Source organism: Pseudomonas sp., assembly GCF_032058845.1.
Lineage (GTDB): Bacteria > Pseudomonadota > Gammaproteobacteria > Pseudomonadales > Pseudomonadaceae > Aquipseudomonas.
Genome location: NZ_DAMCCR010000004.1, coordinates 74382 through 87032, shown reverse-complemented (window position 1 = coordinate 87032; position 12651 = coordinate 74382). Strand labels below are relative to the sequence as shown.

Sequence of the window (12651 nt, the reverse complement as noted above, 5' to 3'; positions counted from 1 at the left end):
CGCCAGCCCGCTCGCTCGCGGGGTCCCCGGTCACCGGCGTAGCGGCGTCGGCCAGTGCCGTCGGCTCTGCCTCGCGCGCGCCGAACAAGCGCTGCAACAGGCCGGGGCGCGCGTCGTGCGCGGGATTGCGCAACACGGCCAGGGCGCGTTCCTGCAGGCCACTGAGTTCACCCAGCAACGGCGGCAACTCGCGGGACTGGCTGACGCCACCGTCGAGCTTCTTGGCCAGTTTCTTCAGGGCGCGAGTCTGCTCGCTGGGCAACGGCAGGCTCTGCAACTGCTGCACCAGGGAGGTGAGCGCTTCACGCACCTGGTTCATGCGGGTTTCCCGGCGGTGCTCGGAATCGAGTACCGCCCTCTCCAGACGCGGGATGAGTGCTGCGAGGCCCGCATCCATGCTGTCTGCGCGAATCACCTCGCGCATCTCCTTCATGCATTCATCGACCGCCTTGTCGCTGCCCTCGGCGGCCAGCGAACTGCGTACCAGGCCACGGCGCAGCAAGTCGAGACGCGCATCCCAGCGACGCTCGAGCTGTTCCTGCTGCTCAAGGCTCTTGAGGTACTTTTCTTTCCAACGCTCGGCGTCGTCTGTCATGCCCAGGTTCCACTAGGGAGGGGTGATGGCGGGAGGCGGTCTGCAAGAGGGGGAAGAGGTGATCAGGCCGCTAGCCCAGGACCGGCAGGTTAGCCACAGTCAGGGCGTCAGGCAAACGAATCTCGACGGCCACCGGGAGGTGGTCGGAGATCGGCTGCGCGAGCACCTGGACACGCTCCAGGGTGAGCGATGGGCTGAGCAGAATGTGATCGAGGCAGCGCTGTGGCCGCCAGCTCGGAAAGGTCGCCTCGATTTGCGGGGCAACCAGGCCCAGGTCGCGCAGTGGCGAGTGTTCCAGCAGGTCAGAGGCGTGGGTATTCATGTCGCCCATCAGCACCTGATGCCGATAGCCGCTGATCAGCTCACGGATATAGGCCAGCTGGCGGGTGCGGGTCTTGGCGCCCAGGGCCAGGTGCATCATCACCACGACGAGCGCGTTTTCGCCTTCGCCGAAACGCACCAGAATCGCGCCGCGCCCGGACGGGCCCGGCAGGGGATGATCTTCCAGCTGATGGGGCTTGAGCCGGCTGAGCACGCCGTTGCTGTGCTGGGCGAAACGCCCCAGGTTGCGGTTGAGCTGCTGGTACCAGTACGGGAAGGCGCCGAGCTGGGCCAGGTGCTCGACCTGATTCACATAGCCCGAACGCAGGCTGCCACCGTCCACTTCCTGCAAAGCCACCAGGTCGAAGTCGGCCAGCAGCTGGCCGATCTTCTGCAGGTTGCCGGCGCGCCCGGTGTGCGGCAGCAGGTGCTGCCAGCTGCGGGTCAGGTAGTGGTGGTAGCGCTCGGTGCTGATGCCGACCTGAATGTTGAAACTGAGCAATCGCAGGCGGCCATCATCCGGCAGGCCGGGGGCCTGCAGGTGATGCTCGTTGACCCGCGGCTGGTGCAGGCCAACGTTGCGCAGGGGGCTCAGGCGGCGCATGGCATCGCCACCTACTGGGCGGCTTGGGTCTTGGCGGCGCGTTCCTTGGCGATCAGCTGATCAGCCACGTTCAGCACTTGCTCAGGACCGCCGGCAGTGCCCAGGTCGAAACGGTACTTGCCATCGACGACCATGCTCGGCACGCCGGTGATTTCATACTTTTTCGCCAGTTCCCTGGCCTGATTGACCTGGCCCTTGATGGCGAACGAGTTGAAGGTCGCCAGGAACTTGTCTTTGTCGACGCCCTGGGTGGCAAGGAACTCGGCCATTTCATCGGGCTTGGTCAGGTGTTTGCGCTGGTTCTGGATGGCATCGAACACGGCCGCGTGGACCTTCTGCTCCACACCCATCGCTTCGAGGGTCAGGAACATCTGGCCGTGGGCATCCCAAGGGCCGCCGAACATGGCCGGGACCCGCTTGAAGCTGACGTCGGCCGGCAGTTTCTCGATCCAGGGATTGAGGGTTGGCTCGAAGTGGTAGCAGTGCGGGCAGCCGTACCAGAACAGCTCGACGACTTCGATCTTGCCAGGCTGGGAAACGGCGACGGGGTTGCTCAGCTCGATGTACTGCTGACCCGCCTGGGCAGGCTCTGCAGCCTGGACGCTGGTCATACCGAATACGCTGGCGGCAACCAGCGTGGCGCTGAGAATCAGTTTACGCATGCTTCACTCCTGGGCAGTCATGGGTCGCCTTGAGGCCGACCGTGCTGTGACAGGTCGGAAAGGGGCGAGTTCTGTAGTGTAACGGCAGTACGCCTAAAAAAGCGCATGGGGCCACTGCAGGCGCGGATTCTCCGTTCCTGCAGGGGCGTGCGGATGCTGACTGCCGTGCATTAACCGAACGTTAATGCAGGCCCTGGATGTAGCTCGAAACGGCTTCGATGTCCTTGTTGCTGAGCTTGGCGGCAATCGTGCGCATGGTCATGGCGTCGCCGTCGTTGGTGCGGTTGCCTTCGCGGAAGTCGGTAAGCTGCTTGCCCACGTATTGCGCGTGCTGCCCGCTCAGGTGGGGGAAGCCGGCCAGCTCGAGGCCCGCACCATTGGGCGAGTGGCAGCCGGTACAGGCGGGCATGCCTTTGTCGAGGTCACCGCCATTGAACAGCGCACGGCCTCGCTCGACGAGCTTGGGGTCGGCCGCGCCGACCGAGCCTTTCTGGCTGGCGAAATAGGCGGCAATGTCGGCCAGGTCCTGATCGGTCAAGCCTTCCAGCATGCCGGTCATTTCCAGCACGCTGCGCTTGCCGCTCTTGATGTCGTGCAACTGCTTTTCCAGGTAGCGCTCGCCCTGACCGGCCAACTTGGGGAAATTGGGCGCCAGGCTGTTTCCATCGGGGTTGTGACAGGCACCGCAGACGGCCGTCTTGGCCTGGCCTGCGGCAGCATCGCCCTTGATCGGTTGTGCAGCACTGGCCACACCGGCGACGCTAAAGGTCAACAGCAGACTCACGAATAGTTTGTTCATCAGCTAATCCAACACGGCTAAGAGTGAAATGTTATGTATCGGGACTGCCGATCATCCAGAGGATGACCAACCGGTAGTCCTCGGTACTGCAGTCCGTGCACAATCCACGCGGCGGCATAGCCTTGAAACCCTGGATGACCGACGTCACCAGCCCTTGCATACCCTGCGCCAGTGGGGTTCCCAGGCAGCCCGGTCACCGTGTTTCGGTGTCTGTGGCATTGCCCGGCGTGACACGCCGCACACGTGCGGTTGTACAACGCCTCGGAACCCTGTGTAGCCTGAGCGCCTGAACCCGGTATGCGCAGACTGGCGAGCAGCTGCCATTTCATCGTGCGCGATGACCTTTCAGGGTTGGGGGCCGGCTGCGTTCTAATGCGCTAGCTGTTGTTCGGCTCCCCGTGCACATCGTCCTACGCTGGGATAATGCGCACACAAAAACTGGGGCATTATATACTTCCGCCATCCAAACGGAAACGACACCGCTTGCCGCAGGGGCCGCAATGCCTGGCCTCGGCAACACCCACATCGGATATCCCATGCAAGTCAAGAACCCCATCCTCGGCCTCTGCCAGAAAGCCACCTTCGCCCTTAGCGCTGCCAAGGTCGATCAATGCCCCAACGACCAGGGTTACGAGGTGGCCTTCGCCGGCCGTTCCAACGCCGGCAAATCCAGCGCCCTGAATACCCTCACCCACGCCAGCCTGGCGCGCACCTCGAAAACGCCAGGCCGCACGCAGTTGCTCAACTTCTTCAGCCTGGATGAGGAACGGCGCCTGGTCGACCTGCCGGGTTATGGCTACGCGAAAGTGCCGATTCCGCTGAAGCAGCACTGGCAGCGCCACCTCGAAGCCTACCTGGGCGGACGCGAATGCCTGCGCGGTGTGATTCTGATGATGGACGTGCGCCACCCCATGACCGACTTCGACAAGATGATGCTCGACTGGGCGCGCGCCAGTGGCATGTCGATGCACATCCTGCTGACCAAGGCCGACAAGCTCACCTTCGGTGCAGCCAAGAACACCCTGCTCAAGGTGCAGGCGGAGATTCGCAAGGGCTGGGGTGAAGGCGTCACCATCCAGCTGTTCTCGGCGCCCAAGCGCCAGGGGCTGGAAGAAGCGTACGGCGTGCTTGCCGGGTGGATGGAACTGGAAGACAAAGCAGTCGAATGACCGGCCAGCATCACTGACACATCAGGGCCCGCTGCAGCGGGCCTTCACGGCGCACCTCATCCAGCCCAGACGCAGGTCTTCAAGGGGTTCGCCGTCGCGCTCAGCGCATCTGCCGCCAGATCGCAGGCAAAAAAAACCCCGGACTTCGTATGGGGAGGGGGAAGTTCGGGGTCCAAGTCCGGACCGCTAGGGGCGGGGTCCGGATATCTGCCAACACTTAACACAACATAGGAGCATGAACGGCTTCACCAGCCATTCAGTACGTCTGAGTCGGGTTTCACCCCTTTAGTTCCTGGGCCCGGGCAACAATTCATCAGTTTCATGTAAAGCCGGTAAGGGCCAGCAAAGCGCTAGTACGGGCCCACGGCTGGCTGCCGCAGGCCCGGCCGCTGCGTCACGCCCTAGTGCGCCTCATCCCAGTTCGCGCCGGTCCCCACTTCGACCAGCAACGGCACATCCAATTGCGCCGCAGCGCTCATGTGCAGGCGAATCTGCTCGGACACCTGCTCGACCAGGTCCTCGCGCACTTCCAGCACCAGTTCATCGTGCACCTGCAGGATGACCCGCGCATCGAGCTGGCTTTCCGTCAGCCAGGCATCCACGGTGACCATCGCGCGCTTGATGATGTCTGCCGCCGTGCCTTGCATCGGGGCGTTGATCGCGGTGCGTTCTGCGCCGCGGCGCAGCGCCGGGTTCTTCGCATTGATGTCTGGCAGGTACAGGCGGCGGCCGAAGATCGTCTCGACGAAGCCCTGTTCCGCCGCTTGGGTGCGGGTGCGTTCCATGTAAGCCAGCACGCCGGGGTAGCGGGCGAAGTAGCGGTCGATGTAATCCTGCGACTGCTTGCGGTCGACGCCGATCTGCCGCGCCAGGCCAAAGGCACTCATGCCGTAGATCAGGCCGAAGTTGATCGCCTTGGCGCTGCGCCGCTGGTCGTTGCTGACCGCCTCCAGCGCTACGCCGAAGACCTCGGCCGCCGTGGCACGGTGCACGTCCAGGTCGTTGCGGAAGGCATGCAGCAAGCCTTCGTCCTGGGCCAGGTGAGCCATGATGCGCAACTCGATCTGCGAGTAGTCCGCCGCTACTAGCCGGTAGCCTGGGCTGGCGATGAACGCCTGGCGGATACGCCGGCCTTCGGCGGTGCGGATCGGGATGTTCTGCAGGTTCGGATCACTGGACGACAACCGCCCCGTGGCGGTAACCGCCTGGTGATACGAGGTGTGAATGCGCTGGGTGCGCGGGTTGACCTGCAGTGGCAGCTTGTCGGTATAGGTGCCCTTGAGCTTGCTCAACGTGCGGTACTGCATCAGCACCTTGGGCAGCGGGTACTGCATCTGCGCCAGCTCATCGAGCACCGCCTCGGCCGTCGAGGCCTGCCCCTTGGAGGTCTTGCTCAGGACCGGCATGCCCAGCTTGTCGTAGAGGATCATGCCCAGCTGCTTGGGCGAGCCGAGGTTGAACTGCTCGCCGGCCAGCGTGTGGGCCTCCTGCTCGAGCTCGGCCAGCTTGCTGCCAAGCTCCAGGCTCTGCACCGCCAGCAGGTCGCAGTCGATCAGCGCGCCCTGGCGCTCGATCTTGGCCAGCACCGGCACCAGCGGCATTTCGATGTCCATCAGCACCGGCTGCACGCTGGGCGTTTGCGCCAGCAGCGCCTGCAGCGCGTGGTGCAGGCGCAAGGTGATGTCGGCGTCTTCGGCAGCGTACGGGCCGGCCTTGTCCAACGGAATCTGGTTGAAAGTGAGCTGCTTGGCGCCCTTGCCGGCGATGTCCTCGAAGGTGACCGTGGTGTGCTCCAGGTAGCGCTGGGCCAGGCTGTCCATGTCATGGCGGGTGGCGGTGGAATTCAGCACGTAGGATTCGAGCAAGGTGTCATAGGCCACGCCGCGCATCTCGATGCCATTGGCCTGGTCACCCCCGATGGCGCAGTTGGCGAGGATATTGATGTCGTACTTGCCGTTCTGCGCCACCTTGCCCTTGGCCGGGTTTTCCAGCAGCGGCTTGAGCGCCAGGAGCACGCTGTCGCGGTCGAGCTGGAGTGGGGCGCCTTCATAATCGTGCATCAGCGGCACGTAGGCGGCTTCATGCGGGTCGATGGCAAACGACAGGCCGACCAGTTGCGCCTGCTGCGCATCCAGGCCAGTGGTTTCGGTGTCGAAGGCGAACAGCGCAGCCTTGTTCAGGCGCGCCAGCCAATGGTCGAAGCGGGCCTGGTCGAGAATCACCTCGTACCGGGCTTCGACCTTTTCCACCGGCGCCTTGGCCGGGGCTACCACGTCACCCACCTTGACCGCCTCGCGCTGCACGTCGGCGATCCAGCTCTTGAACTCCATCTCGGTGTAGAGCGCAATCAGGCTTTCGCGATCAGGCTCGGCGCACACCAGCGCCTCGACCTCGATGTCCAGCGGCACGTCGATCTTGATGGTGGCCAGCTCGTACGACATGAACGCCGCCTCGCGGTGCTCCTCCAGCTTGCTGGCCAGGGTCTTGGCGCCGCGAATCGACAGGCCGGCGACCTTGTCGAGGTTGGCGTAGACCTCGCTGAGGCCGCCGCCGATGCCGGTCAGCAGGCCCACGGCGGTCTTTTCGCCCACGCCTGGCACGCCAGGAATGTTGTCGACCTTGTCGCCCATCAGCGCCAGGAAATCGATGATGTGCTCAGGGCCCACACCGAATTTTTCGTGCACGCCGGCGATGTCCAGCACGCTGCCGGTCATGGTGTTGACCAGGGTGATGTGGCCATCGACCAGCTGCGCCATGTCCTTGTCGCCGGTGGAGATGATCACCGGCCGGTTCTGCGCCGCGCTGCTGCGGGCCAGGGTGCCGATCACGTCATCGGCCTCGACGCCTTCGATGCACAGCAGCGGGTAGCCCATGGCACGCACGCTGGCGTGCAGGGGCTCGACCTGCACACGCAGGTCATCCGGCATGCTCGGGCGATTGGCCTTGTACTCGGCGAACAGCGCATCGCGGAAGGTGCCGCCCTTGGCGTCGAAGACCACCGCGAACAGGCTGTCGGGGTACTGGCGGCGCAGGCTCTTGAGCATGTTCAGCACGCCCTTGACCGCACCGGTGGGCATCCCCTTGCTGGTGGTCAGTGGTGGCAGCGCATGGAACGCGCGGTACAGATAAGAGGAACCGTCCACCAGGACGAGGGGCGCTAGGCTCATGAGGGCAATCAACCTTTTCGGCGGGTCCGGCGCTAGAATAGCCAGAATCATTGACGATAAAGGGACAAGGTTATCATGCGGACATTCAATCGCCTGTTACTGCTCGGCCTGTTGGCAACCATGCCAGTCGTCGTCCTGGCGGCGGACGACGCCCCTTCGGCCGATCCCGAAGTGACCATTCGCACGGAAGGCGACCGCACGATTCAGGAATACCGGCAAAACGGCTTCCTGTATGCGATCAAAGTCACGCCCAAACACGGCAAACCTTATTTCCTGGTACGCGCAGATGGCTCGGACGGCAACTTCATTCGCTCCGACCAGCCGGACATGCTGATTCCCTCGTGGAAAATCTTCGAGTGGTAATCTGAGCCGTACCGTTCACATCAACCGGCGCTACCAACCAGGCGGCGCCCGCATGGGCAGTTTTTCATCATGTCAGTTTTCACCCCCGTGACCCGGCCTGAGCTGGAAACCTTTCTGGCGCCCTATCAACTGGGCCGTCTGCTGGATTTCCAAGGCATCGCCGCCGGTACCGAGAACAGCAATTTCTTCGTGAGCCTGGAGCAGGGTGAGTTCGTGCTGACGCTGATCGAGCGCGGCCCCAGCGAAGACATGCCGTTCTTCATCGAGTTGCTGGATGTGCTGCACGAGGCCGACATGCCCGTGCCTTTCGCCCTGCGCGACCGTGACGGCAACGCCCTGCGCGAGCTGTGTGGCAAGCCCGCACTGCTGCAACCGCGCCTGAACGGCAAGCACATCCAGACCCCGAACAACCAGCACTGCGCCCAGGTCGGCGAGCTGCTGGCGCACATTCACCTGGCCACGCGCGCGCGCATCATCGCGCGGCGCACCGATCGTGGGCTGGACTGGATGCTGGCGTCTGGCGCAGCGCTGACTGCCGAATTGAACGACGCCCAGCGACAGTTGCTCGATGGCGCGCTCGCCGAGATCAAAGCGCATCAGGCCAAGATCATGGCGCTGCCGCAGGCCAACCTGCATGCCGACCTGTTCCGCGACAACGTGATGTTCGAAGGCACCCACCTGACCGGTGTGATCGACTTCTACAACGCCTGCTCCGGGCCGATGCTGTACGACATCGCCATCACCCTGAATGACTGGTGCAGCACCGCCGATGGCGCCCTCGACCTGCCCCGGGCCCAGGCGCTGCTCGGTGCCTACGCGGCGCTGCGGCCGTTCACCGCAGGCGAAGCCGAACTGTGGCCGGTGATGCTGCGCGTAGCCTGCGTGCGGTTCTGGCTGTCCCGCTTGATCGCCGCCAAGTCCTTTGCCGGCATGGACGTGATGATCCATGACCCACGCGATTTCGAGGTGCGCCTGGCGCAGCGTCAGCAGATCACGTTGAAGCTGCCCTTCGCCTTGTGAGGTATCGGCCGGGCGCGCGCGTCGCCCGGCTTGTCGTGCCTGAAGCCGGCTGATAGCGCTCAGAGTTGTTCGAGACAGCCGGCCAGGTCGTTACCCAGCTTTTCCAAAAGACGCTCGTAGCCCTTGCTGTCGACCGGGTCGGTGCCGCCCAGCGCATCCAGCTCGGCCAGCCGCACCGGCAGCCCGGCGGTCAGGGTTTCGGCCAGGCGCGGACGCATCGGCGGCTCGCTGAACACGCAGGTCTTGCCGACCGTTTGCAGACGCTCGCGCATGGCCGCCACATGTTGGGCGCCGGGCTGCACTTCCGAGGCCACGCTGAAGACGCCGGTGTGTTTCAGGCCATAGGCCGCCTCGAAATAGTCGAACGCTTCGTGGAAGACGAAGAAGGGTTTGTCGGCAACACCCGCCACGCGGGTCTTGATTCGCCCATCCAAGGCGTCGAGGCGTTCGAGGAAGGCCAGCGTGTTGGCATGGTAGCGCGCAACGTTGGCCGGGTCCGCATGGCCCAGGTCAGCAGCCATCTTTCTCGCGATCACGCGGGCGTTGGCCGTGGACAGCCACAGGTGCGCGTCCAGGCTGCCGGGGCGGTGGTCGTGATCATGCTCGTCGGCGCCAGCGGCCTCGTGGGCCTGGTCACCGTCATGATCGTCATGGCCGTGGCTGTCTTCGCCAAAATGACGCAGGTGCATGTTCTTGAGCGTCATCACCGCCACCGTCGGCTTGCTGCGCGAGCCGATCACCCGCGGCAGGAAGTTTTCCATGTCCGGGCCGATCCAGTAGAGCAGGTCGGCATCGGCGACCCGGCGCACGTCGGACGGGCGAAGCGCGTAGTGGTGCGGCGAAGCGCCGGGTGGCAGCAGCACATCGGGGCTGCCAACGCCGTCCTGAATCGCCGCAGCGATCTGCTGCAACGGCTTGATGCTGGTCAGCACACGCACCTCGGCATGGGCCGAGAAAGTAATGAAAGCGACAAAAAATGCCAGGAATCGGGCCACGGGGAATACTCGACTGGACAGAAGAGGTAACATAATAACGTCTCCATCCAGAACCGTCGCTGCCCATGTCCATCACACCGCTGGCCCATCGCCCCCACGATCACTCTCGCTGCGTGCACAGTGCGCTGAGCGAAGCCGATGTCATCTGCGCCCGCCAGGGTTTGCGTCTGACCGCCCTGCGGCGGCGCGTGCTCGAGCTGGTGTGGCAGAGCCACAAGCCGCTGGGTGCTTACGACATCCTCGCCGTGCTGAGTGAGCAAGACGGCCGCCGCGCCGCGCCGCCCACCGTCTACCGCGCCCTGGATTTCCTCCTGGACAACGGCCTGGTCCACCGCATTGCCTCGCTCAACGCCTTCATCGGCTGTACCCACCCGGAGCATGCCCACCAAGGCCAGTTCCTGATCTGCCGGGTCTGCCATGTAGCCCTTGAGCTGGAGCAGGCGAGCATCAGCGAGGCCATCGTCGGCAGCGCAGCCGACGTGGGCTTCAGCGTTGAAACCCAGACCGTGGAAGTGGTCGGCCTGTGTGGCAACTGCCGGAATGCGGCATGAGCGAGGCCCTGATCCGCCTGGAACAGGTCGGCGTCAGCTTTGCCGGTGAAACGGTGCTCGAGCACATCGACCTGGCCGTCGCCCCAGGGCAGATCGTGACCCTGATCGGCCCCAACGGCGCGGGCAAGACCACCTTGGTCCGCGCCGTCCTGGGCCTGCTCAAGCCGCACCGTGGCACGGTCTGGCGCAAGCCGCGCCTGCGCATCGGTTACATGCCGCAGAAAATTCAGGTCGACCCTACCTTGCCGCTCTCGGTGCTGCGTTTTCTGCGTCTGGTGCCAGGGGTGGACCGCGCCACGGCGCTGTCGGCCTTGCAGGAAGTGGGCGCCGAACACGTCATCGACAGCCCGGTACAGACCGTCTCGGGCGGGGAAATGCAGCGCGTGCTGCTGGCCCGTGCGCTGCTGCGCAAGCCGCAGCTGCTGGTACTGGATGAGCCGGTGCAGGGCGTGGACGTGGTCGGCCAGTCCGAGCTGTACCGCCTGATCACCCGCCTGCGTGACCGCTATGGCTGCGGCGTGCTGATGGTCTCCCATGACCTGCACCTGGTGATGAGTGCCACCGATCAGGTGGTGTGCCTGAACCGCCACGTGTGCTGCTCGGGCCACCCGGAGCAGGTCAGCGGCGATCCCGCCTTCGTCGAGCTGTTCGGCCAGACGGCGTCGAACCTGGCCATCTACCACCATCATCACGACCACAGCCATGATCTGCATGGCGCGGTCGTCACACCTGCCCCCCATGTCCACGGAGCGCACTGCAAGCATGGCTGATTTCCTTCTGTATGCCCTGCTTGCAGGTCTGGCCCTGGCCGTGGTGGCCGGGCCGCTGGGATCGTTCGTGGTGTGGCGGCGCATGGCCTATTTCGGCGACACGTTGTCACACGCGGCCTTGCTCGGGGTGGCGCTGGGCTTTGCCCTGGATGTCAGCCCGACCCTGGCGGTGACCATCGGCTGCCTGCTGCTGGCGCTCCTGCTGGTGACCCTGCAACAGCGCCAGCCGCTGGCCTCCGATACCCTGCTGGGCATCCTGGCGCCGAGTACCTTGTCGCTGGGCCTGGTGGTGCTGAGCTTCATGCACGATGTGCGCATCGACCTGATGGGCTACCTGTTCGGGGACCTGCTGGCCATCAGCCCCACCGACCTGGGCTGGATTCTGGGTGGCAGCGCGCTGGTGCTGGTGCTGCTCGCCGTGCTCTGGCGCCCGCTGCTGGCAGTGACCGTGCACGAAGAGCTGGCCACGGTCGAAGGCCTGCCCGTGGCCGGTTTGCGCCTGGCGCTGATGCTGCTGATTGCGGTGGTGATTGCCGTGGCGATGAAGATCGTCGGGGTGCTGCTGATCACCTCCTTGCTGATCATCCCGGCGGCGGCAGCGCAGCGTCACGCTCGCTCACCCGAGCAAATGGCGGTGGGCGCCAGCCTGCTGGGAATCACGGCAGTCTGCGCAGGCCTGGCGATGTCCTGGTTCAAGGACACCCCCGCTGGCCCGTCGATCGTGGTCTGCGCGGCAGTGCTATTCTTGCTGAGCCTGGCCCTGCCAAAACGCTGAAGCGCCAGGGTGCGCACCAGCGCACCCTGCAACCTTTTCCCCGGTAAAGGGTCTGTAAGACCTGTTTTCGAGCGTGCGCACCTGGGTGTAGACTTGCTCGCTTTTTGCGCAATTAGAGAGTCGCAGGAATGAAGCCGTTCGCCACCCGTTATCTACTCGTTGCTGTCTTTTCGCTGTTGCTCGGCGCCTGTGCCAGCAAGCCGGTCGAGGCACCGCCCGTGGCCGCCCAGCCCGATGCCTGGGAGCAGCTGCAGCAAACCATCGCCAGCCATGAGCTGGCGACCGCCGAAGATCAGCTCGGCGCGCTGCAAGCCCGCTCGCCGGATGACCCTCGCCTGGAGCAATACCAGCGCCAGCTCGCCGAGGCCTACCTGCAACGCAGCCAGATCGTGTTGCAAAAAGGCGACGTCAACGCCGCAGCGACTGCACTGGCCCGGGCCCGCGCGCTGATGCCACAGGCCCCGGCCGTGGTCGGCGGCGACTCGGTAGCTCAGGCGCGCAAGGCCGAACTGGCACGGGCAGAGGCCGCCGTGCAGGCTGCCGAAGCCAAGCCCAAGGCCCGGGTCATCGACCCGACGGCGCCGAGCACGGTGGTTGCCCTGCACACCACCGATATCGCTGCCATGCGGCGCCAGCTCGATGACATCGCTACCGATGCGATCAATTACAACTGCGAAGTGGTGTTCCAGGTCCCGCGCAAACAAGACGCGCCCTGGCTCAAGACGCTGCTGAAAAAACGTGTGCACAGCCTCGATCCCGGGTTCAGCCTCAAGCAGCGCCACGAAATCCAGCGCACGCTCAGCGCACAGGCCGTGCTGATTCCTGCCAAACCCTGAATCACACACACAAACGAAACGGGG

At 64.5% G+C, this 12651-nt stretch carries 12 protein-coding genes and 2 pseudogenes; 7 read left to right on the top strand and 7 right to left on the bottom strand.

The genetic code is table 11. From position 1 onward, the window contains the following. The 5 genes and pseudogenes from RT028_RS01800 to RT028_RS01780 form a co-directional block, all read right to left on the bottom strand. Positions 1-595, bottom strand: a pseudogene (locus RT028_RS01800) (hypothetical protein); the annotation flags it as partial. A gap of 70 nt (positions 596-665) precedes the next feature. Beyond that, positions 666-1520: an endonuclease/exonuclease/phosphatase family protein gene (locus RT028_RS01795; protein ID WP_312931770.1), complete on the bottom strand. Its 855-nt coding sequence runs from the start codon at positions 1518-1520 to the stop codon at positions 666-668. Between the two features lie 11 nt (positions 1521-1531). Further along, on the bottom strand, positions 1532-2182 hold the full coding sequence (gene dsbA / locus RT028_RS01790; RefSeq protein ID WP_312931768.1) for a thiol:disulfide interchange protein DsbA: 651 nt from the start codon (positions 2180-2182) through the stop codon (positions 1532-1534). 181 nt (positions 2183-2363) lie between these two features. Further along, complete coding sequence (locus RT028_RS01785; protein ID WP_312931766.1) at positions 2364-2981, bottom strand: c-type cytochrome; 618 nt, start codon at positions 2979-2981, stop codon at positions 2364-2366. Between the two features lie 31 nt (positions 2982-3012). Then, a pseudogene (locus tag RT028_RS01780) lies at positions 3013-3310 on the bottom strand (c-type cytochrome). A gap of 207 nt (positions 3311-3517) precedes the next feature. Here RT028_RS01780 and yihA point away from each other — a divergent pair. After that, complete coding sequence (yihA, locus tag RT028_RS01775) at positions 3518-4150, top strand: ribosome biogenesis GTP-binding protein YihA/YsxC (protein WP_312931763.1); 633 nt, start codon at positions 3518-3520, stop codon at positions 4148-4150. A 401-nt stretch (positions 4151-4551) separates the two neighbouring features. Here the strand turns inward: yihA and polA are convergent, their stop codons facing one another. Beyond that, the gene (polA, locus tag RT028_RS01770; RefSeq protein WP_312931761.1) at positions 4552-7317 is read right to left on the bottom strand and encodes a DNA polymerase I; all 2766 of its coding nucleotides are present in this window, start codon (positions 7315-7317) and stop codon (positions 4552-4554) included. 75 nt (positions 7318-7392) lie between these two features. Between polA and RT028_RS01765 the strand changes: the two genes are divergently transcribed. Further along, positions 7393-7680 carry a DUF2782 domain-containing protein gene (locus RT028_RS01765; RefSeq protein WP_312931758.1) on the top strand — a complete coding sequence of 96 codons (288 nt, stop codon included), beginning with the start codon at positions 7393-7395 and terminating at the stop codon, positions 7678-7680. Positions 7681-7749: 69 nt separating this feature from the next. Further along, on the top strand, positions 7750-8700 hold the full coding sequence (locus RT028_RS01760) for a homoserine kinase (protein WP_312931756.1): 951 nt from the start codon (positions 7750-7752) through the stop codon (positions 8698-8700). 59 nt (positions 8701-8759) lie between these two features. On the opposite strand, the gene RT028_RS01755 is transcribed toward RT028_RS01760, so the two are convergent. Continuing rightward, the gene (locus RT028_RS01755) at positions 8760-9695 is read right to left on the bottom strand and encodes a metal ABC transporter solute-binding protein, Zn/Mn family (protein WP_312931783.1); all 936 of its coding nucleotides are present in this window, start codon (positions 9693-9695) and stop codon (positions 8760-8762) included. 65 nt (positions 9696-9760) lie between these two features. Between RT028_RS01755 and zur the strand changes: the two genes are divergently transcribed. The 4 genes from zur to RT028_RS01735 all read left to right on the top strand — a co-directional run bounded on the left by zur (position 9761) and on the right by RT028_RS01735 (position 12627). Further along, positions 9761-10246: a zinc uptake transcriptional repressor Zur gene (zur, locus tag RT028_RS01750; protein ID WP_312931754.1), complete on the top strand. Its 486-nt coding sequence runs from the start codon at positions 9761-9763 to the stop codon at positions 10244-10246. Then, complete coding sequence (znuC, locus tag RT028_RS01745; protein WP_312931752.1) at positions 10243-11016, top strand: zinc ABC transporter ATP-binding protein ZnuC; 774 nt, start codon at positions 10243-10245, stop codon at positions 11014-11016. Before zur ends, znuC begins: the two co-directional genes overlap by 4 nt. Next, positions 11009-11791, top strand: coding sequence for a zinc ABC transporter permease subunit ZnuB (gene znuB / locus RT028_RS01740; RefSeq protein WP_312931750.1), 783 nt, complete (start codon positions 11009-11011; stop codon positions 11789-11791). The genes znuC and znuB overlap by 8 nt, the downstream gene beginning before the upstream one ends. A gap of 128 nt (positions 11792-11919) precedes the next feature. Beyond that, positions 11920-12627, top strand: a complete 708-nt coding sequence (locus RT028_RS01735) for a PA5502 family lipoprotein (protein WP_312931748.1) — start codon at positions 11920-11922, stop codon at positions 12625-12627. Positions 12628-12651 lie beyond the last annotated feature (24 nt).

Bases quoted from the DNA above. Each gene is read 5' to 3' on its own strand.
- znuC (WP_312931752.1), top strand. From the start codon at position 10,243: ATGAGCGAGGCCCTGATCCGCCTGGAACAGGTCGGCGTCAGCTTTGCC.
- RT028_RS01760 (WP_312931756.1), top strand. From the start codon at position 7,750: ATGTCAGTTTTCACCCCCGTGACCCGGCCTGAGCTGGAAACCTTTCTG.
- znuB (WP_312931750.1), top strand. From the start codon at position 11,009: ATGGCTGATTTCCTTCTGTATGCCCTGCTTGCAGGTCTGGCCCTGGCC.
- RT028_RS01795 (WP_312931770.1), bottom strand. From the start codon at position 1,520: ATGCGCCGCCTGAGCCCCCTGCGCAACGTTGGCCTGCACCAGCCGCGG.
- RT028_RS01735 (WP_312931748.1), top strand. From the start codon at position 11,920: ATGAAGCCGTTCGCCACCCGTTATCTACTCGTTGCTGTCTTTTCGCTG.
- polA (WP_312931761.1), bottom strand. From the start codon at position 7,317: ATGAGCCTAGCGCCCCTCGTCCTGGTGGACGGTTCCTCTTATCTGTAC.
- yihA (WP_312931763.1), top strand. From the start codon at position 3,518: ATGCAAGTCAAGAACCCCATCCTCGGCCTCTGCCAGAAAGCCACCTTC.
- zur (WP_312931754.1), top strand. From the start codon at position 9,761: ATGTCCATCACACCGCTGGCCCATCGCCCCCACGATCACTCTCGCTGC.
- RT028_RS01765 (WP_312931758.1), top strand. From the start codon at position 7,393: ATGCGGACATTCAATCGCCTGTTACTGCTCGGCCTGTTGGCAACCATG.
- RT028_RS01785 (WP_312931766.1), bottom strand. From the start codon at position 2,981: ATGAACAAACTATTCGTGAGTCTGCTGTTGACCTTTAGCGTCGCCGGT.
- dsbA (WP_312931768.1), bottom strand. From the start codon at position 2,182: ATGCGTAAACTGATTCTCAGCGCCACGCTGGTTGCCGCCAGCGTATTC.